This is a genomic window from Kitasatospora sp. NPDC001261 (genome assembly GCF_042896795.1).
Lineage (GTDB): Bacteria > Actinomycetota > Actinomycetes > Streptomycetales > Streptomycetaceae > Kitasatospora.
This window is the reverse complement of record NZ_JBIAXP010000035.1, coordinates 78,648-98,656: the sequence shown is the minus strand read 5'-3', so window position 1 is coordinate 98,656 and position 20,009 is coordinate 78,648. Positions and strand designations below refer to the sequence as shown.

The window sequence follows — 20,009 nt, the reverse complement described above, 5'->3', positions numbered from 1 at the left end:
GCCCTGATGGACTTCGGCACCTGGCCCCCCGTCCTCGTCGTGGACGTCGAAGGCAACGGCGAACAGCCGCCGGACCTGGTGGAGGTCGCCGCGATTCCCGTGATCGGCGGGAGCCCGGTGCCGAAGTTCACGCGCTCCACCCTGATCCGCCCGCCCCGCCTGATCACCCCGTTCGCTCGGCGGGTGCACGGGATCCGCAACCAGGACGTCGCTCAGGTGCCGACCTGGGAGCAGGTCGGCCCCAAGGTGTACGCCGACCTGGAGGGCGCGTGGATCTGCGCGCACAACGCTCACGTGGACTACGGCGTGCTGCTGCGGCACATGCCCACCTGGAAGCCGGCCGGGGTACTGGACACCCTGCGGCTCGCCCGCGCGACCTACCCGAAGGCCGGCCGGTACAGCCTCGACGCGCTGATCGAGCTGACCGGCCTGGACTTGGCGTCCGTTCCAGGCCAGCGCCACCGGGCCGCCTACGACGCCCACGCGACCGCGCTGCTGCTGATCGCCCTCGCCGGGCACTACGACACCTGGGACGCGCTGCTCACCGCCGCCGTCCCGCCCGGGATGCCCGGCGCCCCCTTGCCCGCCCCACCCAAATCCGAGGAACAGACACTGTGGTGACACCGCTTCGCCTCTACATCGCCGGGACGCACTCGACCGGCAAGACCACCCTCGCCAGGCGCATCGAGATGGAGTTGCGCGCTACCGGCATCACCGTCGCCCGCACCGGCGGCTTCGCCAAGCGGGCCGCCGAACTCGGTTTCCCGAAGATGACCCGGCACACCGACCGGTCCACCGCCTGGATCATCAACGCCACCTCCAACGCCGCCCTGGAGGCCGAGCTCACCGCGGACGTGGTGATCGTGGACCGCACCCCCTTCGACGCCCTCGCGTACTACCTGGCCGCGGTTCAGCACCGGAACGAGGACACCGACCCCGAGGCGCTGTCCCGCCTGACCGGCCTGGCTCAGCTGGCCTGCCCCCGCCCGCTGGTGTACCTCGCCACCCTCCTCGACCCGGCGTTGCCGCTGGCTGAGCACCCGGGCAAGGACCCCGATTGGGCGGATGCCGCGTTCCGCGAGGCCGTGGACGAACAGCTGCACCGGGCCCTCGGCGCCTACGCCGTGCCGCACGTTCCGGTGCCCAGTGATGGGCACGCCGCCGCCGTCGAGGTGGCAGTCGAGACGATAACCGCTTCCTGGGCGGCTGCCGCGTGAACACGATCACGATCGCGGGCAAGAAGGTCCCGCGCCTGGGCCTGGGCACCATGCGCCTGACCGGCCCCGGCACCTGGGGCGAGCCGGCCGACATGGTCGGCGGAACCGCGCTGCTGCGCGAGGCCGTTCACAACCTCGGCATCCTGCACATCGACACCGCCGACGCCTACGGCCCGCACACCGTCGAAGAGCTGATCCGCCGAGCGCTGCACCCGTACCCCGAGGAGCTGCTGCTGGCCACGAAGGTTGGCATGGTGCGGCCCGCGCCGAACGTCTGGCGCCCGCTGGGCCGTCCCGAGTACCTGCGCGCCGCCGCCGAGGCGTCCCTGCGTCGGCTCGGCAACGAGCGGATCGACCTGTGCTACCTGCACCGGGTGGACCCCGCGGTGCCGCTGGCCGATCAGGTCGGCGAGCTTGAGGACCTGAGGACCGAAGGCAAGATCGGCGCCATCGGCCTGTCCAAGGTGACCCCCGAACAGATCCGCGAGGCCGCCGCCCTGGTGACGGTCGCCGCCGTGCAGAACTGCCTGAACGCCGCCGAGCCGGACGATCCGGCGCTCGCGTACTGTCTGGCCAACGGAACTCCGTACGTGCCGTACCGGCCGTTGAACGCGGGTCTGCTGCCCGACCCGACGGCGGCCCTGCGATGGCTGCTGGACCTCGACCCGCTGGTGGCGCCGATCCCTGGCACCGCCAACCCCGCCCACCTGCGCGCGCTCTTCGCGCCCGCGACCTGAGCGGCAGGCACGCGATGTCGAAGCCCTGGATGCCCCGCGAGGAGTTCGTCGAGACGCTGCCACGCGCCCTGCACGGCTGCGGTGTGCTGCTCTTCGACCCGAACGGGAAGCTGCTGCTCCTGCACGACTCCTACAGTGCCGGCCGGGCCGCCCAGGGCTGGCCGCAGCGCTGGTGGGCGCCGGGTGGCCTTCTTGACGACGGTGAAGCCCCCGAGCAGGCGGCGCGGCGAGAGGTTCTGGAGGAAGCCGGCCTGCTGCTGGACGGTTCGCTGGTCCCGGTCGGCGTGGACTTCCTCCCGCCGGCCGAGGGCTGGCCGCCGGTGAGCACCTACTTCTTCGGTGCCGCTCCCCTGACCTGGGAGCAGGTGGACTCGGTCGTGCTGTCCGAGGCGCACGACGAGCACCGGTTCCTTCAACTCGCCGACTGGGAGAACGAGGTGTCTGCCACCATGCACGCGCGCCTGACCGCGCTGGTCACTGCCTTCGCGAACGAGCAGCAGGTCGTCCTGCACTGTGGCAGGCCGATGTGACCTGGAAGCAGCACGCCCGCGCGACGGTCCTGACCGGCCCGCGCATGGCCGTCCACCTGGACCAGGTCAGCCGGCCGGACGGGACGTTGGGGGAGGTGTGGGTCACCGAGCAGCCCGACGGGGCCCTGATCGTCCCCCTGGACGACCGCGGCCGGGTCGGCATGGTCCGCTCCGTCACGTACGTCCACGGTGAGGTCGTCACCCCGCCAGGAGGGACCGTCGAGCCCGGCGAGAGCCCCGAGGACGCCGGGCGGCGGGAACTCCACGAGGAGGCCGGGATCACCGCCCGGGACTGGACGGCGCTGGGCAGCGTCGCCCTGATGACCCGTAACACCGCGCGCCTGCACGTCTTCCTGGCGCGCGACCTGGCCCTCGGCGAGCAGCAGCTGACCGCCTCGGAGTTCGGCATGACCTTGGAGTGGTGGGGCCTGCCGGAAGCGGTGAAGGCGGCGTGCGACGGCCGGCTGACCCTGGTCGGCGCGTCGCTCGGCATCCTCGTGGCCGCCCGCTACCTAGAGACCGAGTAGGAGAGGGGACGCTCGTGTGCACGGCCTTCGTCAGCATCGACCCTGGCTCGTCGGTGCCGGTCCTCCTGCTCGCCGTCCGGGACGAGTACACCGACCGCCAGTGGCTGCCGCCCGGCCGCCACTGGCCCTCACGGCCCGCCGTCACCGGCGGCCTGGACCTGGAGGCGGGCGGAACCTGGCTCGCCATCCACCAGGGCGACGGCGGGCCGGTGGCGGCCTGCCTGCTTAACGGCTTCGGCCCGCGCCTTCCCTGGCAGCGGCGGCTGTCCCGGGGCGAGATCCCGCTGATCGCCGCGAGCGGTCAACGGATCGACCGATTGGAGCGCTACGACCCGTTCCACCTGATCCTGGCCCGCCCCGGCAGCGTTCGGCTTCTCAGCTGGAGCGGCAGCACCCTGGAGGATCGCGAGCTGCCCGCTGGTCTGAGCGCCGTACACAACGACGGCCTGGCCGGCCGGGCAGTTGCCAGCGGCTGCCCAGCGCACATCCGCGCCACGATGGCCGCCCGCACCGCGCACTTCCGCGCCCGGCTACAAGCCGTCGCGCGCCCTGAACCGGCGGCGGGCTCGTCGGACGCCGCGTGGGGTGAGTGGCTGCCGATCGTGTGCGGCGACGGTCTGCCGGCCGACGACCCGGCGGCCCTGGTACGCCGTCTTGAGGCGCCGGGCGGGCGCGTCTGGGGCTCCGTGTCGCTCTCCATGGTCGCCCTCGCACACAGGCAGGTGCGCTACGACTTCGGAGCTGTCTCCACTGCCGGTCCTTTGCCCCGGATCGTTCTGGAGTCAGTGCCGATGCCTGCGGTGAGGGCGGCTGCCGCGGGCTGAGCACAGCACTTGCAGGGGCATTGGGGCCTCGTCGGGGCCGCTGCGTTTGTGGTCGGCGTAGTGCCGGCCCTGTTCCGAGAGCATGGGGAGAGGCGGATGGAAGACGAGCTGTGGGGGCGGGTCGGGAAGTTGCGGACCTGGCTGGACGACCAGGCGGACGAGGTGCCGGTCGCGGACGTGCGGCTGCTGCGCATCCTCAAGATCGGTGAGGAGTTCGGGGAGGCCTCGGAGGCCGTACACGGGGCCCTTGGGGCGAACCCCCGCAAGGGGCGCTCGCACACCTGGGGGGACGTCGAGTCGGAGCTGGCGGACGTCATCGTGACCGCGATGGTTGCGCTCGACACGATCTCGGGTGATGGCCGGGCGGTGCTTGCGGAGCGGCTGCGGTACCTCGTGGAGAGGGTCGGTCTCGAGAAGCACGCGGAGGTCGGCTGAGCGCCCTGAGTCCGGCGGCACCGGCGGCGGGCCGAGGTACCAACTTCCGTGTCGCGACGGGCTGCGGGGGCCTCGGTCATGAGGGTTCTGACCGTGGGCGCACTAGCCCTTTAGGGTGATTGACGGTCCATCACCTATCCGGGTGGACGGAGCTGGTACAGGGTATTGGTACCCGCAGCATTTCAGCCAAGATCAAGAGTCTCGCGCAGATTGCCGAGACAGGATAGGTTGCGGCAACGAACTGCCTGATGTCCATGCTCCGCAAGCTGGGCAGACGAGGACTTCTGGCGCCCGGAGTTCTGCTCGCCGGAGCCGGACTCGACCCGCTACCAGGTCGAACACGCCCTCGACGTCGCCGGGGCCCGGGCGGACCGTCCCCTGTTCCTGTTCGTCAACGTCTCGGCGACGCACGTCCCGCACGGCCACTACCTCGGCGACAGCTCCGACTCCTGGCAATCGCAGGCCGCCGCCCTCGCGTACGCCGACGAGCACCTGGGCGACCTGGTCGACGGCCTGACCAGCGACAGGAGGTGGTTGGTCGTCCTGTGTGCCGACCACGGGGACGCCTTCGGTGAGGACGGCTACCACGGGCGCGGGATCATCCACCCGACGGTGACGAACGTGCCGTTCGCCTGCATGGTGGTCTGACCGCGGCTTAACCTCCGTGCATGACCAACACGCAGTTGCCCACCCGGGACGCGGCCGTGATCGTGGCCCGTGACTCCAACGGCCTGGTCGCCGTGCTGACCGCGCCGTTCCCCCTGCACGGTGGCGAGTACCTGTTCCTGCCAGGAGGGCGCCAGGAGGGCGACGAGAGCCCGGAGAAGTGCGCGCGGCGCGAGCTACGCGAAGAGGCCGGGATCACCGCCGCGACCTGGCGCCCGCTCGGGTCGTACGCCATCGTGCCGGGCTCGACGGCGCGCCTGCACCTCTTCGAGGCCCGGGACCTCACCCTCGGCCCCCAGGAGCTGGCGCCCGGGGAGGACGGCTTCAAGCTGATGTGGTGGCCGATGGAGGACGCCCTCGCCGCAGTCGGCGAAGGGCGGTTCCTCCTCCAGGGCGGCCCCCTCGCGCTGCTCCTCGCCGACCGGCAGCCGTCCGCAGCCTGACGGGCAAGGCTGGCGGACGTCATCGTGACCGCTATGGTCGCGCTCGACACGATCTCGGGTGACGGCCGGAGGGTGCGCGCGGAACGGCTGCACCACCTCACGGTGAGGGTCGGCCTGGAGCCCGCCGAGGCGAGCTGAGCACCCCGAATCCGGCACACCTATCTGGGCGGGCGGGGCCGGTGCAGGGTGTCGGTACCCGCAGCATTTCAGCCAAGGTCAAGAGTCTCGCGCAGATCGCCGAGACGGGGTAGGTTGCGGCCACGAACTTCTGATGTCCATGCTCCGCAAGCTGGACAGACGGGGGCGTGGAGGGCCCGGCAGGGTGACCGCCGGGCCCTCCGTGTGTCCGGGTTCGGGCGGTGCGCCGGCGCACTCGACCAGCAGGGGGGTGCCCGGCGGGATGCGCAGCCGGGTGCCGTTGCCCGGCTCGGGCCCCGTCAGTTCGAGGCCGACCAGCGCGGGAACGACGGCCTCGAACACGGCCATGCGTCCGTCCAGAAGCACGCGACCCCCCAGTCGTCCGGCGCGGCGGGAGTGCGCCGCGCCGGATGGAGAATAGGCGAGCCGGTCGGTGCGTCACAGGTGTATCGCCGGAGACGGGGCCTCGGTTGCCGATTCGTGACGTGCCGTCAGAGTTGCTGCGGGGGGCCGGTCGGGGGTCAGCCGGCCGGGCCGGTCCAGATGACGTCCTTGTACTCCGTGCCCATGGTGTGGTCGAACCGGACGGAGAACGGGTCGCCCGCGCCGGCCGGCAGGGCGTACGCGGTCAGCCCGGCGGCCTCCTCGCCCGGGGCCAGGGACTTGGCGAGGATCTTCATCCGTCCGCTGCCGTCGATCAGGGTGAAGACGAGGTTGCCCTTGGCGTCCCGGACGGTGGGCAGCCCCGAACCGAGGAGCGAGACCTCCGCTGGCCCGGTGTTGACGACGGTGATCCTCACCTGGACGATCGTGGCGTCCTTGGGGGTCTCGCCCACGCCCCCGCGCGGGACGTACGGCTCCGGCGCGGCCATCGTGACCTTCAGCCCGTCCGGGTAGGTGTAGGACTGGCCGAACGACAGGCGCCGGGCCCGCTCGTCCGCGGCCCGCTTCTCCTGCTCGGCCGCGAGCCGCTGGCGCTCGGCCTCGATCCGCGCCTTCTCCTTGGCCGCCCGCTCCTCGGCGGCCTTGGTCGCGGTCTCGAAGCGGATGCGCGCGGCCTCCGCCTGCGCCTTCTGCTCCCGGTGGACCTCCTGCACCCGGTTCACGACGAACACGCCGGTGCCGACCGAGACCAGCAGGCCGGTGACGCCCAGGACCACGCCCGCCAGGGCCATCGCCCGGTTGGCCGCCAGGCCCTTGCGCACGTGGCCCAGGGCGATCACGCCGAAGACCACGGCCAGCAGGGCGGGCAGCCAGGACAGCCAGAACAGGATGATGGTCAGGCCGAGCACGACGCCGACGATCCCGAGCACCATGGCCGCGATGCCCAGGCCGTTGCGGGGCTGCGGCGCGGGCGCCGGCATCGCGTAGGGCGGCCAGTACGGGGCGCCGGGTGCCTGGCCGGGGGCCTGACCCGGTATCTGCCCGGGGCCCGCGGCGGGGGCGGGGCCGAAGCCGGGGACCGTGGGGGCCGCGTCCCGGCCCTGGCCCGGCGGCGCCCACGGGTCGGCGGCGGCCGGCTCCTCGGCAGGCCGCGGGCTGCTGTCGGGCGGGACGGGAACGGTCATGCGGAATCCTTCGGGAACGGTGGGATGTCGGGCGGGCCGCTGCCCGGCCCCGGGTCGGGGGCCTCCTGCCCGGCTCCCCGACGGCAGCGGCCCGGCCCCACGCGTCACCCCCTGGGACGGGACGCCGGCCGGGCCGGCGAGTGATCAAGATATACAGGTGCCGGGCCGCGGCCTCCCCCCGGGTACCCGGTGGGCGCCCGGTGGTGTGGGCGGGGCGCGGCGCGGGGACGGTCGCGGTGTGACGGGCAGTCCGGAGAGTGTGTTGGTCGTGGTGCGGGGTCCGAGCGGCGCCGGGAAGTCCAGCGTCACCGCTCGGCTGCGGGCCGCCTACGGGCGGGGCCTCGCCGTCGTCGGGCAGGACCTGCTGCGGCGTACCGTGCTGCGGGAGCGGGACGTCCCGGGCGGGGCGAACATCGGGCTGATCGACCTGGTCGCGCGGCACGCCCTCGACCACGGCTTCCACACGGTCGTCGAGGGCATCCTCGCCGCCGAGCGCTACGGGCCGATGCTGGCCCGGCTCGTCGCCGACCACCGGGGCCGCAGCTTCCTGTACTACCTCGACGTGGACTTCGACGAGACCGTGCGCCGGCACGCCACCCGCCCCCAGGCCGCCGAGTTCTCCCCCGAGGACATGGCCGACTGGTACCGGCCCCACGACCTGCTCCCCGACGGTCTCGAACGGGTCGTCGGCCGGCACAGCGGCCTGGAGGAGACGGTCGGGCGGATCCTCGCCGACACCGGCCTCGCCCCGGCCGGTTGGACGCCCCGGCCCTGAGGGGCCGCGGCCGGCGCGCGGGCTTCACCCAGGGCGGAACCCCGTGCTCTTCCCCCGGGGCGTCAAGTACCTAGGGTGTGAGGGGTGAGCACCCATGCGCCGAACGAAGCCCGCGTCATCCCCCTGCGCCCGCAGGCGCAGCCGCCCGCGTCCGGCGGGCCGTCCCGTCCCCCGCACCCGGCGCCCGTACGGCGGGAGCCGCTGTGGCGCGACGTCGTCGGCGACGTGCTGCGGCGCGAACGGCTCGCCCAGGAGCGCACGTTGAAGGACGTCGCGGAGGCGGCCCGGATCTCGATGCCGTACCTGTCGGAGCTGGAGCGCGGGCGCAAGGAGGCCTCCTCCGAGGTGCTCGCGGCCGCCGCCCGGGCCCTCGGCCTCGGCCTCGGCGACCTGCTCTCGCTCGCCCAGGACGAGCTGGCCCGCTACGCCGCCGCCCCGAGCCGCACGGGCCGGGGCCGCGCCCCGTCCACGGGCCGGTACGACGGGCTCTGCCTCGTCGCCTGACCGCTCGCGCCCGCCCGGCTCTTCGGCCGGGCGGGCGGGAACTGGGCGCTCAGCCGGGGAGGGCCGGGAGGCGGTCCAGGGTGATGCCGAAGCGGGTGCGGTAGGCGGCGAGGGCCTCGTCGTCGGTGAGGGTCCGTTCGGTGCGTTCGCCGGCCGGGGTGGTGGTGATGAGGCGGTTGCCGCTGAGGGTCGCCCGGCCGCCGTCCGCGGTGAGCAGTGTGCAGGTCGTGGAGCGGGTGAAGTGGGAGTCCGGTGAGGTGGTCTGCCACCGGCAGGTCGGGGCGAAGTCGGCGAGTTCGTACGGGCGCGGGCCCAGGCGGTACTGGGGCGTGCCGTCCCGTAGGACGTCCAGGTCGCCGTCCGTGCCGGTCGGGGTGAGGGTGAACGCGCCCTCGGCGTCGGCCTGTTCGCCGCGCTCGTCGAGGCGCAGCGGGTGGTGGCTGAAGCGGCCGAAGCCGACGTCGGCCAGCCACGGTTCGTCGAGGTCCACCCGCAGGGCGAGGTGGTCGAAGGGCGGGCCGAGCCGTTCGCCGTCGAAGACGCGGGCGGCGAGCAGGCCGACCCGGTAGCCGAGCGAGGTGAGCAACTGCGCGAAGGCGCCGTTGAGTTCGTAGCAGAAGCCGCCGCGGCGGCGGGTGACGACCTTGGCCAGCAGGGCGGCGGGGTCGAGGACGATGCTCTCGCCGAGGTGGATGTCCAGGTTCTCGAACGGGACGGTGCGCAGGTGCGCGAGCTGGAGCCGGGCGAGCGCGTGCGGGGAGGGGGCGCCGGGGTCGGGCAGGCCGATGCGGTCGAGGTAGGCGTCCCGCTGGGCGGCGGTGAGGCCGTCGGCGGGGCCGTCGGACGGCTGCTCGGGGTGCGGCACGTGATCCATCGGGCCATTCCACCCGGGAGGCCGGGCGCGGGGCCATCGGCTTTTGGTCCTACGCCCCCGGGTTCCCGCGCGCCCGGGGTTCTTACACGCCTTTGCCGTCACTCTGCCGAACGGCTGACGGGCGCCCGGCAGAGTCGTGCCCACACCGACCGCAGGACGTACGGAGGACACCGCGATGACGACGAGCACGGCGAGGGGCACGGCCACCGGGGCGAACGGCGCGAGCGCGAACGGCGCGGACACGGGCGGCGCGGGGCGGCGGGCCCGGCGGGGCGCCCTGGCCGCCGCGGCCCTGGCGGTACTGGCGACGGCGCTGCCGCTCGCCACCGCCCCGCCCGCGCAGGCCTCCGCCGCCGGGGCGCCGGGCCGGCCCGCGTGGTGCCCGGCCGTCCCCGGCCACCAGGTCGACTGCACGACCATGCGCCGGCCCCTGGTGACGGGCGAGCCGCGCCTGGGCGGCGTCGACGTGAGCTACGCGGTGGTGCGCCACAGCCGCCCCGGTCCGGCCCTGGGCACCGTCGCCCTCAACCCCGGCGGCCCCGGCGAGACCCTGATCGACCGCGCCGAGCAGGTGGCCGGTGCACTGCGGGGGGTGCTGGACGACTACGACGTGCTCCTGCTGGACCCGCGTGGCACCGGCCGCTCCGGCCGGCTGCCCTGCGACGTCACCGAGGCCGAGTACCGCTGGGCCCCGCGCCCCGAACAGCGCGAGCTCGTCGCCGAGTGCGCCGAGGAACTCGGCCCGCGCGCCCGCGGCTACACCAGCGCCGCCACCGCCGACGACATCGACGCCGCCCGCGAGCGCCTGGGCGCCCCCAGGCTGGTGCTGTACGGCATGTCCTACGGCACCTACCTGATGCCGGTCTACGCCGACCGCCATCCCGAGCGGGTCGAGAAGATGGTGCTCTCCGGCGCCTACCCGGTCGCCTTCGACTCCCTGGCCCGGCCCGGCGCCCAGCAGGTCTCCCTGACGCTGCGCCGGATCTGCGAGCGCAGCGGCGCCTGCGACCCGGACACCGCGGTGCACGACCTCGCCGCCGTCGCCGAGCGGCTGCGCGCCCGCCCGCTGAAGGTGACCGCCGAGGCCGGCGGCGAGCGGCGCACCGTGCTGTTCACCGAGGACAAGCTCGCCGACCTGATGTACGAGCCGGCCACCCGCGGCATCGGCCTGCACCCCGGGGAGTCCGGGCTGCTCGGCGCCCTGCCCGCCGCCCTGCACGCCTTCGCCGCGGGCGACGAGGGGCCGCTGTCCGCCCTGGTGCGCGGCGAGATGGAGGGCACCGGCACCGAGGACCAGGCCTCCTTCCTGGCCGTCACCTGCAACGACTACGTCCGCGCCTGGGACCCGGAGGCCCCGGTGCCGGAGCGCCGCCGCCAGTACCGCGCCGCCCTGGCCGCCGCCGACCCGGCCGACTTCGGGGCCTTCAGCCCCGAGGGCTGGGCCGCGGGCCAGACCGACGGCGGGGACAACTGCCTGAACTGGCCGCGCCGGGGTACCGCCCGCCCGCAGCCGACCGACCTGGGGAACCTGCCCGACGTGCCCGTCCTGGTGCTCTCCGGGGACCTCGACACCAACACCCCCGAGGTCAACTCCCGCCTGTCGGCGGCCCAGTTCCGCCACAGCGCGTTCGTCTCGGTACCCAACAGCGGACACCTCCCGGAGATGGAGTCCACCAGCTGCGCCCTGGAGATCTCCAGCGGCTTCATCCGCACCGGCGAGGTCGGCGACACCTCCTGCCTGGCCCAGGTCCCGCCGGTCGCGGTCGTCCCGGTCCCCCGCTGACGCGTCGTCGGCAGCCCCCGACCGGCCTGACCACGCCCGCCACCAGCGAGGATGACACCATGACAGATCCCACCGCCGACGCCCGGCGCACCGTCCTGGTCGTCGAGGACGACCCCGGTGTCCGCGCCACCCTCGACCACCTGCTGCGCTTCGAGGGCTACCGGGTGCTCACCACCGCCGACGGCCAGGAGGCGCTGGAGCTCCTGGAGCACCGGCGCCCCGACCTCGCGGTGGTGGACGTGGTCATGCCCCGCCTCGACGGCCTCGCGCTGTGCCGGATGCTGCGCCGGCGCGGCGACCGCCTGCCCGTCCTCGTCCTCACCGCCCGCCACCAGCTCGGCGACCGGGTCGCCGGGCTGGACGCGGGCGCCGACGACTACCTCGCCAAGCCCTTCGCCACCGAGGAGCTGCTGGCCCGCATCCGCGCCCTGCTGCGCCGCACCGAGCCGCTCGACGCCGGGGACGGCGAGGACACCGGGCTCGTCCTCGCCGACCTCGCCCTGGACCCGGCCGCCCGGCTGGCCCACCGCGGCGGGCGCCGGCTCGACCTGACCAAGACCGAGTTCGACCTGCTGGAGCTGCTGCTGCGCAACCAGGGCACCGTCCTGACCCGCCACCGGATCTACGAGCGCATCTGGGGCTACGACTTCGACACCGACTCGCGCTCGCTCGACGTGTACGTCGGCTACCTGCGCCGCAAGACCGAGGAGCACGGCGCGCCCCGGCTGATCCACACCGTGCGCAACGTCGGCTACACCGCCCGGACCGCCTGATGCTGCGCACCCGCATCGGCCTGGTGGTCCTCGCCTCCGTCCTGCTGGCGATCGCCGTGCCCGTCACCGCCGCCTACCGCGGCGTCAGCACCCTGGTCTCCGACCAGCTCGACCGGAGCCTGCGGGACCGGGCCGAGACCGTGCTCGCCGCCCTGGACCTCGGCCGACTGCCGCCCGCCCGGCCCGACACCGTCGAACAGCTGCTGCCCGCCGACGGCACCGCCCGGCCGCTGGCCCCGGGCGGCGGGCCGGCGCTGCCGGTCTCCGAGCGGGCCCTGGAGGTGGCCCGCACCGGGCAGGGCTCCCACCAGGAGGACGCCACCGTCGACGGCACCCCCTACGGCGTCCTCACCCAGGCCCGCCCCGACGGGCAGGGCGCGGTGATGGTCGGCCAGACCTACGCCGGGGTCACCGAGGTCGACGACGCGTTCCTGCGGCGGATCACCGTCACCAGCGTGGCGGCCGCCGCCGCCTGCGCCCTGCTCAGCTGGCTCGTCCTCGGCCGCATCCTGCGCCCGGTGCGGCGCCTGGCCCGCGCCGCCGAGCACATCACCACCACCCGTGACCTGGCCACCCCGCTGCCCGCCGCCGGGCGCGACGAGGTCGGCGGCCTCACCCGGGCCTTCGAGTCGATGGTCGGCGCGCTGCGCCGCTCCCGCGAGCAGCAGCAGCGCCTGGTCCAGGACGCCAGCCACGAGCTGCGCACCCCGCTGACCTCGGTGCGCGGGTGCGCCGAGCTCCTCCAGCGCGCCCGCGGCCGGCTCGCTCCCGAGGACGAGGAGCAGATCCTCGCGACCCTGGTCACCGAGACCGTCGCGCTCGACGAACTCGTGCGTGAGCTGGTCGAGTTGGCCACCGACCAGCAGAGCGCGGAGGAGCCGGAGCCGCTCGACCTGCCGGCCGCCGCCGAGGACAGCGCGCGGCGCTTCCGCCGCCGTACCGGCCGGGAGATCGCCGTCATCACCGAGGGGCCCGTCCCGGTGCTGGCCCGGCCGCGGGCGCTGCAGCGCTGCGTGGACAACCTGGTGGGCAACGCCGTCAAGTTCAGTCCGGACGGCACCCTGGTCCAGGTCCGCGTCACCGGCACCCGGCTGGCCGTGCGCGACCGCGGGCCCGGGATCGCCGCCGGCGACCGGCAGGCCGTCTTCGGGCGCTTCTACCGTGCCGCCGGCACCCAGTCGACCCCGGGTTCGGGGCTGGGCCTGGCCATCGTCCACGACCTGGTCGTCGCGGACGGCGGCACCGTCTTCGCCGCCGCCGCTCCCGGCGGCGGCGCCGAGGTCGGCTTCCGGCTGCCGCCGGCCCCGGGCGGCTGACGGACCGTCGGACGGCGCCCCGGCGGACCGTCCGGTGGTCGGGTCCGGCCGGGAGGCCGCGGTGTTCCGGCCCGTGGGGCGTACCGGACCGCCCGGAGGGGCTCGGACCCCCGCGCGGGACGGGCCCGTCAGGCCGGGAGGAGGTGGGCGGCCACCAGGGTGGCGAAGTCCTCAGGGGTGAGGATGCGGATGCCGAGCTCCTCGGCCTTGGCGCGCTTGGAGCCGGCCTTCTCGCCCGCGACCAGGAGGGTGGTGCGCTTGGAGACCGAGGAGGAGGCCTTGCCGCCGGCGCGTTCGACCAGTTCGTTCATCTGGTTGCGGGAGAGGTCGGCGAGGGCGCCGGTCATGCTGCCGGTGACGACGACGGCCTCGCCGGCGAGCGGGCCCCGGTCGTCGGCGGTGTCGCCTTCCCCTGCCGTCGGCGCGGCGGCGGGAGCGGCGGGGGCGGTGACGGCGGTGCCCACGCCGAGGGCGGCGAGGCGGTCCAGCAGCGGGGCGAGTTCGGCGAGTTCGGCGGCGACGACGCGGGCCTTCTCGGTGCCGATGCCGTCGACGCCGGCCAGGGTCTCGGCGTCGGCGGCCCGGATCGCCGTCATGGAGCCGAAGTGCGCGGCGATCCGGCGGGACATGGTCCGTCCGGTGCCGCGGATGCCGAGGGCGCAGAAGACCCGGTTGAGCGGCCGGGTGCGGGCGGTGGCGATCGCGGCGAGCAGGTTGTCGGCGCTGGTCTCCCCCATCCGGTCCAGGGTGAGCAGCTGCTCGCGGGTGAGGGTGAACAGGTCGGCGAGGTCGGTGACCAGGCCGGTTTCGACGAGCTGGACGGCGCGGGTGCCGCCGAGGCCCTCGATGTCGAGCTGGTCGCGGCCGGCCGCGTAGAGGACGGAGGCGACGGCCTGGCAGTCGCGGCCGCGGACGCAGCGCCAGCGCTGCTCGGTGGTGTCGATGGCGTCGCCGCAGCGCGGGCAGGTCTCGGGGAAGGCGATCGGCTGCTCGGCGCCGGTGCGGGCGTCGAGCACCGGGGCCTCGACCCGGGGGATCACGTCGCCTGCGCGGTAGACGAAGACCTGGTCGCCGATCATCAGGCCGCGCCGTTCGATGTCGGCGGGGTTGTGGAGGGTGGTGAAGGTGACGGTGACACCGTCGATGACGACGGGTTCGAGGACGGCGCGCGGGGCGATGACGCCGGTGCGCCCGACGTTCCACTCCACCGCGAGCAGCCGGGTGACCTGGTGCTGCGCGGCCAGTTTGCGGGCCACGGCCCAGCGCGGCGCGCGCGAGCCGGAGCCGGCCTCGGCGCGGTCGGCGGCCAGGTCGGCCTTGACGACCACGCCGTCGATCCCGAAGGGCAGTTCGGCGCGCAGTGCGGCGATCTCCTCGACGCGCCGCTGGACCTCGGCGGTGTCGGCGCAGCGCCGGGGGCGGGCGGCGGTGGTGGCGGCGGTGTGGGCGCCGAGGGCGGCGAGGTGGTCCAGCAGGGCGCTGTGGGCGAGGCCGTCGGGGCCGATGGCGTCGTAGGCGAAGAAGGTGAGTTCGATCCGGTAGGGGCGGTCCTTGGCCCGCAGGGTGCCGGCGGCGCCGTTGCGCGGGTTGGCGAAGGGGGTGGCGCCGTGGTCGGCGCGTATCCGGTTGGCGTGGTCGAACTGGTCCCGGGTGAGGAGGACTTCGCCGCGCAGTTCGATGTCGGCGGGTTCGGTGAGTTCGGCGGGCAGGCCGAGGACGGCGTCGGCGGCGTGGGTGATGTCCTCGCCGGCGAGGCCGTCGCCGCGGGTGACGACCTGCTGGAGGCGGCCGGCGCGGTAGCGGGCGGCGATGGCGAGGCCGTCGAGCTTGGGCTCCACGCACCAGGCGGTGACGGGGCGGCCCAGGCGCCGTTCGAGGCCGGCGGCCCAGGCGTCGAGTTCCTCGGCGGAGAACACGTTGTCCAGGGAGAGCATCGGGGCGCTGTGCGGGACGTCGCCGTTCGCGGCGCCGCCGGCCACCTTGCCGGTCGGCGAGTCGGGCAGCGTCTCGCCGGGGTGGGCGCTCTCGTAGGCGGCGATGGCCCGCAGCAGGGCGTCGTACTCGTCGTCGCCGAGCGGGGTGGAGCCGTCGGTGTAGTACGCGGCGGCGGCCCGGACGGCGGTGGCGACGGCGTCGGCGTACGCGGACGGGGAGGACAGCGGTGCTGCGGTGGCGGTCATGCGGGAATCATGGCGGCCGGCACTGACAGGGCCTCGGGACGCGCGCCGGCGGAGCCCTGGAAGGCGTCAGACCAGCCGGGCGGTGGTGGGGGTGTCGGTGCCGTGGCGGCGGGCGTCGCGGCGGGCGTGGCCGGGGGTGGGGCCGGTGCCGAGGACGCGGCCGTCGGCGAGGGCGAGCCAGGTGCCCGGGGGTGTGCCGTCGGGGACGGGGGCGGCGAGGGCGGCGGCGGGTTCGTGGCCGACGGAGGACGGCAGCGGGAGCGGACGGTTCTCGCGCCACTGGGCAGTGGTGCGTTCGCCGCCGCTGCGGCGCCGCCAGTACAGGTGCTGGGCGACGATCAGCGGGCCCAGGGCGGTGAGCAGCGGGAATCCGCTGGTGAGCCAGCCGGCGGCGAAGCAGGCGCTGACCGCGCTGGTGGTGAGCAGGCCGACGAGGGCGGCGACGGCGGCGGCGGTGCGGCCGTGGGCCTTGGCGGCGACGAGCGGGTAGAGGACGAGCAGCAGGAGGTCGCCGAGGCCGACGGCGACGGGGGCCGGGCCGCCGGTGAGGGCGAGCAGGGGGGCGAAGGGGCGGTCCTGGACCTGTTCGAAGAAACGGGTGGTGGTGTCGGTGAGGGTGGTGGCGGCCAGGTCGTAGCCGGTGAGGACGGCGGCCAGGGCGGCGGTGTGGCCGGAGCGCAGGCCGCTCTGGGTCCAGAGGTTGGCGACGCCGACGACGGCGGTGGCGATCATCAGGTCGCTGCCGGTGCGGGCGGCGGCGGGGTGGCCGGTGAGGGCGGCGAGCGCGGTGGCGGCGGTGGCGGTGAGGGCGGCGGCCCAGGACCAGGGGGTGGCGCGCAGCGGGGTGGCGGCGAGCAGCGGGGCGAGGGTGAACTGGACGGCGAGGCAGGCGACGAGGCCGAAGACGGCGGAGACGGCGGCCGCGGGCAGGGCGGTGTAGAGCAGCGGGGCGAGGACGACTCCGGCGCACAGGACGGCGATGTCGCCGCCGGTGTAGACGCCGACCGGGGGGCGGGGCATCCGGACGCGGGCGAGGTACCAGGCGGCCAGGGCGGTCTCGGCGGCGACGGCTGCGCTGAGGGCGGCCAGGGCGGCGGGGTCGACGGTCATTCAGCGCCTTCCGGGGACACGGTCGGGGGCGGCGGGGGTGCCGGGGGCGGCGGGGACGTCGAAGGTGTCGAAGGTGTCGAGGGTGTCGAGGGTGTCGAGGGTGTCGAAGGTGTGCTCGCGCAGGTCGGCGCGCAGGGGTGCGGTCGGCGGCATGGCGGCGCGGTCCTCGTACAGCAGGATGTCGGCCAGGCGCAGGCCGGCGGCGCGGGCGCGGTCCTCCAGGCGGCCGCGCAGGGCGGTGGCGGGCAGGCGGTCGACCAGCAGGTGCAGGCGGGCCGGTCCGTCGGGGCCGTCGGGGCCTTCGGTGAGGGCGTGGCGGGCGGGCAGCGGGACCTCGGGTTCGGCTTCGACCAGGTCGAGCACCTCGCGGGTGGTGACGGTGCGGCTGAGCGGGCCGTTCCAGCGGCCGAGGATCTCGGAGGTGGCGGGCAGGTGGGCGAGTTCGCAGTCGGGCGGCTCGGCGGGGAGGCGTACGAGGTCGCCGGTGGCGTAGCGCAGCAGCAGGGTGCACTCGCGGTAGGGCACGTAGGGGGTGTGCACGACGGTGCCGGTGCCGCCGGGGGCGGTGGGTTCCCAGGTGAGCGGGTCGAGGACTTCGAGGTGTCCGAACTCGGTGGTGTGGTGGAGGTGGCCCCGGGTGCAGGGGGTGGCGCCGGAGGGCAGGATCTCGGTCATCAGGTAGGCGGAGGTGGCGGTGGCGCCGAACACGGCCTCGGCGCGGCGGCGCAGCGGTGCGGAGAGCACCTCGCCGCCGACGCTGATCGACTCCAGGCCGAAGTCGGCTTCGCGCCACTTGTGCTGTTCGGCCTCCTGGACGAGGGCGGCCAGGTAGGAGGCGGAGGTGGTGAGGTGGGTGACCTGGGGGTCCTTGCCGGGCAGGCCGAGCGGGGCGGCGAGGCGGTCGAGGGCCACGGCGGGGGCCACGGTGCCGAGTTGGACGAAGCCGGCGCCGACGCGGGTGGCCGACTCCTCGGCGTTGACCAGGGACAGGGTGGCGCGGGAGCAGCCGGCGTAGGCGACGGTGTGGCGGGGGCGCAGGCCGAGGCCGAGCACGGCGGAGATGGTGCTGAAGGCGATGGCGCACTCGAGTTCGGCGCGGGAGAACCACACGGCGGTGGGGGTTCCGCTGGTACCGGTGGTGAGCGCCTGCAGGGCGGGGCGGGCGGTGTCGGAGACGAAGGCGGCGGGCAGGGCGCGCAGCGCCTGTTTGGGGGTGACGGGGACGCGTGACCAGTCCTCGGGCTCCAACCGGTCGGGGTCGAGGCCGAGTTCGGCGAAGGTGCGGCGGTAGTAGGCGGTGTGCCGGGCCGCGGAGCGGGCGGTGGCGCGCAGGCTGCGGCGGGCCACCTCGCGCCGGACCTGCGGGTCGACGTGTCCCGCGCGGCCGGGCAGCAGGGCGGAGTCCTCGCCGGGCTCGCCGAACTCGGCGATGGTGGCGACCAGGTCCCGGGCGAGGCGTTCCAGGTCGCGGGGGCGGATGCGACGATTCGTCAGGATCGCTGCGCCGTAGCGCAGTTGGCTCAGCGCGGTCGCGAACAAGCGGACTCCCAGGCCAGGGTCGGACGATGGGCCACCCGGCCCCGGCCGGGGTCGGTCGGATCAGACCATGTGCAGGAACATCGCGGCGGTGAGGGTGCTGAAGGCGTACTTGAGGTAGTGCTTGACCATGATCGGTTCTCCCTCGTACGGGCGGCCGGCCGCCCTGGCCGGGCGCAGCGGCGGATGTCCGGGGCCGGGTTCCGGCCTACGGGCAACGGCAGTATAGGGACGGTCCGGCGGTGTGCAACAGGCTATGTGCACGGCCAACCTTCCGTTTGTGCAGGGGAGTTCGGGGTTTTGGGTGTGCGGTGGGGGTGTTCTGGGCACGATCTGACGAATCCATGCCGGGTGCCGGCCGTGTGGCGGTCCGACACCCCCTCCCCCGAGGAGTCCCCTTGACGAACACGTTCCTGCGGCGGCTGTCCTTACCCGCCGCGCTCGCCGTCCTGACGGTCGCGGCGTCGGCCTTCTCCACCGGTACGGCCCACGCGGCCGAGCCGGGCGGGCCGTGCGACCCCCGCGTCTCCCGGACCGGGCTGTACGAGGTCTCGACCGCCGTCGTCGAACCGGTGCTCACCCACCGGAAGGGCATCACCATCGCACCGGGCACCACCGGCTCCGTCGAGACCACCGTGACCGAGGTCGAGAACGTCAGCACGACCTTCAACGCCTCGACCGAGATCAACGCCGAGGCTGGCGCGTTCTTCGCGAAGGTCTCCATCAAGGTCGGCTTCTCCGTCCAGACCAGCAAGTCCACCACCAGCACCTGGTCCCAGAAGGTCACCTACAACGTCAACCGCCCCGGCGACTACATGGTGTTCAAGGGCACCCATCGCATCCAGGGCAAGGCCGACGAGTACGTCTGCGTGAACCGCCCCTGGAGCGACCCCGGCGACGGGTACTGGGCCTATGCCTTCGGTTCCCACCCCACCTACAGCACCTTCGACGCCGAGATGGAGGGAATCGTCTCCTGCGACACCCCGGTCAACCCCGGCACCATCCAGGAGCTGGCCCGCAACCTTCTCGTCTGCCACTGAGCCCCGCCCCCGCCCGGGGCCGGTCCGTGCCCAGGACCGGCCCCGGGCGGGTCAGCGCCGGGGTACGGCGGCGTGCGGGATGGCGAGGTCGGCCATGCGGTGCAGGACGGCGGCGGGGATCGCGGGATTCCTGGCGGCGGCGTCGGCCCGGCACGGGTCGAGCAGCAGCACCACCAGCTCCTCCGGGGGCAGGGCCGGGTTGACGCGGGCGAAGTGCCGCACGCCGCTGTCGGGGTCGGCCGCGAGCGCGGAGGCAGTGGCGGGGGCGAGCCGACGGTCGGCGGCGGCGGCCCGGCGGACGGCCGGGTCGGGGTCGGCGGCGGCCCGTTCGACGTGGGCGGGGGTGGCGGCGGGGTCGTCGAGGGCCAGGGCCCGCAGGCGCGGGTTCGGGTCGGCGGCCAGGCGCAGCAGGCCCAGGCGGGGGAAGCGGGGGTGGTTGCGCGGGCGGCCCGGCCCCTCGGCCAGTTCCGCGAACAGCTCGCGCAGCGCCGCCCCGGGCGTGGCGGCGATCAGCCGCTCCCACTGGGCCGGTGACAGCCGGCCGCTCTCCGCGGCGCCCATCCGCACGCGCCGGTCGGGGTGGGCGATCGCGGCGTCCAGGACTCCGTCGGGCAGGTCGTCGCGGTCCAGGAAGTGGTGCTCGCCGGTGTCCAGGAGGCGCAGGAGCAGGCCGGCGGGGGCCGCGCGGTTGTGGCCGAGCCCGGACAACCAGGCGAGGCCGGTCGCGCGGTCGACGGCGGTGGCGCGGGTCAGCAGGGTCCAGACGGGGCCGGGCTCGGCGGGCTCGACGGGCTGTCCGGCCTCGGCAGGGGGTGTCGGTGCTGGTGTCACCGGCGGGAGCCTACGCCCGCCGCCCGTACGGCCCGCGGGGCGGGGCCGGGCAGGTCGGAGCGGCGGGAACGGGCGGAAACGCCGGCGGGGGGGGGGGGGGGGGCGGGCCCGCCCCCCCCCCGCCCGCCCCGCCCCCCCCCCCCGCGGGGGGGCGCCCGCGCCGCCCCCCCCCCGGGGGGGGGGGGGCGGGCGCGGGGGGGGG

Annotated in this window: 20 protein-coding genes and 1 pseudogene; 15 read left to right on the top strand and 6 right to left on the bottom strand. The window is 74.9% G+C overall.

What is annotated here, in order from left to right; all coding sequences use genetic code 11:
• Positions 1-6 precede the first annotated feature (6 nt).
• The 9 genes and pseudogenes from ACFY4B_RS36375 to ACFY4B_RS36335 all read left to right on the top strand — a co-directional run bounded on the left by ACFY4B_RS36375 (position 7) and on the right by ACFY4B_RS36335 (position 5,379).
• Positions 7-621 carry an exonuclease domain-containing protein gene (locus ACFY4B_RS36375; protein ID WP_387975143.1) on the top strand — a complete coding sequence of 205 codons (615 nt, stop codon included), beginning with the start codon at positions 7-9 and terminating at the stop codon, positions 619-621.
• Positions 618-1,217, top strand: coding sequence for an AAA family ATPase (locus ACFY4B_RS36370; RefSeq protein WP_387975140.1), 600 nt, complete (start codon positions 618-620; stop codon positions 1,215-1,217). The genes ACFY4B_RS36375 and ACFY4B_RS36370 overlap by 4 nt, the downstream gene beginning before the upstream one ends.
• Positions 1,214-1,954 carry an aldo/keto reductase gene (locus tag ACFY4B_RS36365; protein ID WP_387975137.1) on the top strand — a complete coding sequence of 247 codons (741 nt, stop codon included), beginning with the start codon at positions 1,214-1,216 and terminating at the stop codon, positions 1,952-1,954. The genes ACFY4B_RS36370 and ACFY4B_RS36365 overlap by 4 nt, the downstream gene beginning before the upstream one ends.
• A gap of 14 nt (positions 1,955-1,968) precedes the next feature.
• Complete coding sequence (locus ACFY4B_RS36360; protein ID WP_387975134.1) at positions 1,969-2,484, top strand: NUDIX domain-containing protein; 516 nt, start codon at positions 1,969-1,971, stop codon at positions 2,482-2,484.
• Positions 2,481-3,011 carry an NUDIX domain-containing protein gene (locus tag ACFY4B_RS36355; RefSeq protein ID WP_387975131.1) on the top strand — a complete coding sequence of 177 codons (531 nt, stop codon included), beginning with the start codon at positions 2,481-2,483 and terminating at the stop codon, positions 3,009-3,011. Before ACFY4B_RS36360 ends, ACFY4B_RS36355 begins: the two co-directional genes overlap by 4 nt.
• Before the next feature lie 14 nt (positions 3,012-3,025).
• Positions 3,026-3,835 carry an NRDE family protein gene (locus tag ACFY4B_RS36350; RefSeq protein ID WP_387975129.1) on the top strand — a complete coding sequence of 270 codons (810 nt, stop codon included), beginning with the start codon at positions 3,026-3,028 and terminating at the stop codon, positions 3,833-3,835.
• Positions 3,836-3,931: 96 nt separating this feature from the next.
• Complete coding sequence (locus tag ACFY4B_RS36345) at positions 3,932-4,270, top strand: MazG-like family protein (protein ID WP_387975126.1); 339 nt, start codon at positions 3,932-3,934, stop codon at positions 4,268-4,270.
• Between the two features lie 288 nt (positions 4,271-4,558).
• A pseudogene (locus ACFY4B_RS36340) lies at positions 4,559-4,918 on the top strand (sulfatase-like hydrolase/transferase); the annotation flags it as partial.
• Positions 4,919-4,938: 20 nt separating this feature from the next.
• The gene (locus tag ACFY4B_RS36335) at positions 4,939-5,379 is read left to right on the top strand and encodes an NUDIX hydrolase (protein WP_387975123.1); all 441 of its coding nucleotides are present in this window, start codon (positions 4,939-4,941) and stop codon (positions 5,377-5,379) included.
• A gap of 659 nt (positions 5,380-6,038) precedes the next feature.
• On the opposite strand, the gene ACFY4B_RS36330 is transcribed toward ACFY4B_RS36335, so the two are convergent.
• Positions 6,039-7,085, bottom strand: coding sequence for a DUF4190 domain-containing protein (locus tag ACFY4B_RS36330; protein ID WP_387975120.1), 1,047 nt, complete (start codon positions 7,083-7,085; stop codon positions 6,039-6,041).
• Between the two features lie 268 nt (positions 7,086-7,353).
• On the opposite strand from ACFY4B_RS36330, the gene ACFY4B_RS36325 reads away from it, so the two are divergent.
• Together ACFY4B_RS36325 and ACFY4B_RS36320 are read left to right on the top strand one after the other, a co-directional pair.
• The gene (locus ACFY4B_RS36325; protein ID WP_387975117.1) at positions 7,354-7,860 is read left to right on the top strand and encodes a kinase; all 507 of its coding nucleotides are present in this window, start codon (positions 7,354-7,356) and stop codon (positions 7,858-7,860) included.
• A gap of 84 nt (positions 7,861-7,944) precedes the next feature.
• A complete protein-coding gene (locus ACFY4B_RS36320; RefSeq protein ID WP_387975114.1) occupies positions 7,945-8,364 on the top strand; it encodes a helix-turn-helix domain-containing protein in 420 nt (139 codons plus the stop codon).
• A 49-nt stretch (positions 8,365-8,413) separates the two neighbouring features.
• Here ACFY4B_RS36320 and ACFY4B_RS36315 read toward each other — a convergent pair whose 3' ends face one another.
• The gene (locus ACFY4B_RS36315) at positions 8,414-9,238 is read right to left on the bottom strand and encodes an arylamine N-acetyltransferase (protein ID WP_387975111.1); all 825 of its coding nucleotides are present in this window, start codon (positions 9,236-9,238) and stop codon (positions 8,414-8,416) included.
• 175 nt (positions 9,239-9,413) lie between these two features.
• Here ACFY4B_RS36315 and ACFY4B_RS36310 point away from each other — a divergent pair, with 175 nt between their 5' ends.
• The 3 genes from ACFY4B_RS36310 to ACFY4B_RS36300 are packed head-to-tail and all read left to right on the top strand — an operon-like array spanning position 9,414 to position 13,110.
• Positions 9,414-11,021 (top strand): alpha/beta fold hydrolase, encoded by a 1,608-nt coding sequence (locus ACFY4B_RS36310; RefSeq protein ID WP_387975108.1) that lies wholly within the window; start codon positions 9,414-9,416, stop codon positions 11,019-11,021.
• Between the two features lie 59 nt (positions 11,022-11,080).
• Positions 11,081-11,794: a response regulator transcription factor gene (locus ACFY4B_RS36305; protein WP_074005393.1), complete on the top strand. Its 714-nt coding sequence runs from the start codon at positions 11,081-11,083 to the stop codon at positions 11,792-11,794.
• Positions 11,794-13,110 carry a HAMP domain-containing sensor histidine kinase gene (locus ACFY4B_RS36300; RefSeq protein ID WP_049655786.1) on the top strand — a complete coding sequence of 439 codons (1,317 nt, stop codon included), beginning with the start codon at positions 11,794-11,796 and terminating at the stop codon, positions 13,108-13,110. The genes ACFY4B_RS36305 and ACFY4B_RS36300 overlap by 1 nt, the downstream gene beginning before the upstream one ends.
• 128 nt (positions 13,111-13,238) lie before the next feature.
• Here the strand turns inward: ACFY4B_RS36300 and ligA are convergent, their stop codons facing one another.
• From ligA to ACFY4B_RS36285, 3 genes are all read right to left on the bottom strand, one after another.
• Positions 13,239-15,290, bottom strand: coding sequence for an NAD-dependent DNA ligase LigA (gene ligA / locus ACFY4B_RS36295; protein ID WP_387975105.1), 2,052 nt, complete (start codon positions 15,288-15,290; stop codon positions 13,239-13,241).
• Positions 15,291-15,356: 66 nt separating this feature from the next.
• A complete protein-coding gene (locus ACFY4B_RS36290) occupies positions 15,357-16,400 on the bottom strand; it encodes a hypothetical protein (RefSeq protein WP_387975102.1) in 1,044 nt (347 codons plus the stop codon).
• On the bottom strand, positions 16,401-17,939 hold the full coding sequence (locus ACFY4B_RS36285) for a phenylacetate--CoA ligase family protein (RefSeq protein WP_387975100.1): 1,539 nt from the start codon (positions 17,937-17,939) through the stop codon (positions 16,401-16,403).
• 395 nt (positions 17,940-18,334) lie between these two features.
• Between ACFY4B_RS36285 and ACFY4B_RS36280 the strand changes: the two genes are divergently transcribed.
• The gene (locus ACFY4B_RS36280) at positions 18,335-18,976 is read left to right on the top strand and encodes a hypothetical protein (protein WP_117484956.1); all 642 of its coding nucleotides are present in this window, start codon (positions 18,335-18,337) and stop codon (positions 18,974-18,976) included.
• Between the two features lie 51 nt (positions 18,977-19,027).
• On the opposite strand, the gene ACFY4B_RS36275 is transcribed toward ACFY4B_RS36280, so the two are convergent.
• Entirely contained in the window at positions 19,028-19,807 is a 780-nt protein-coding gene (locus tag ACFY4B_RS36275) for a hypothetical protein (protein WP_387975096.1), read from the bottom strand.
• Between the last annotated feature and the right edge of the window lie 202 nt (positions 19,808-20,009).

What these genes read in the sequence shown, in the direction of transcription:
- ACFY4B_RS36375 (WP_387975143.1), top strand. Translation starts at nt 7, where the DNA reads ATGGACTTCGGCACCTGGCCCCCCGTCCTCGTCGTGGACGTCGAAGGC.
- ACFY4B_RS36360 (WP_387975134.1), top strand. Translation starts at nt 1,969, where the DNA reads ATGTCGAAGCCCTGGATGCCCCGCGAGGAGTTCGTCGAGACGCTGCCA.
- ACFY4B_RS36345 (WP_387975126.1), top strand. Translation starts at nt 3,932, where the DNA reads ATGGAAGACGAGCTGTGGGGGCGGGTCGGGAAGTTGCGGACCTGGCTG.
- ACFY4B_RS36335 (WP_387975123.1), top strand. Translation starts at nt 4,939, where the DNA reads ATGACCAACACGCAGTTGCCCACCCGGGACGCGGCCGTGATCGTGGCC.
- ACFY4B_RS36330 (WP_387975120.1), bottom strand. Translation starts at nt 7,085, where the DNA reads ATGACCGTTCCCGTCCCGCCCGACAGCAGCCCGCGGCCTGCCGAGGAG.
- ACFY4B_RS36315 (WP_387975111.1), bottom strand. Translation starts at nt 9,238, where the DNA reads ATGGATCACGTGCCGCACCCCGAGCAGCCGTCCGACGGCCCCGCCGAC.
- ACFY4B_RS36310 (WP_387975108.1), top strand. Translation starts at nt 9,414, where the DNA reads ATGACGACGAGCACGGCGAGGGGCACGGCCACCGGGGCGAACGGCGCG.
- ACFY4B_RS36305 (WP_074005393.1), top strand. Translation starts at nt 11,081, where the DNA reads ATGACAGATCCCACCGCCGACGCCCGGCGCACCGTCCTGGTCGTCGAG.
- ACFY4B_RS36300 (WP_049655786.1), top strand. Translation starts at nt 11,794, where the DNA reads ATGCTGCGCACCCGCATCGGCCTGGTGGTCCTCGCCTCCGTCCTGCTG.
- ligA (WP_387975105.1), bottom strand. Translation starts at nt 15,290, where the DNA reads ATGACCGCCACCGCAGCACCGCTGTCCTCCCCGTCCGCGTACGCCGAC.
- ACFY4B_RS36290 (WP_387975102.1), bottom strand. Translation starts at nt 16,400, where the DNA reads ATGACCGTCGACCCCGCCGCCCTGGCCGCCCTCAGCGCAGCCGTCGCC.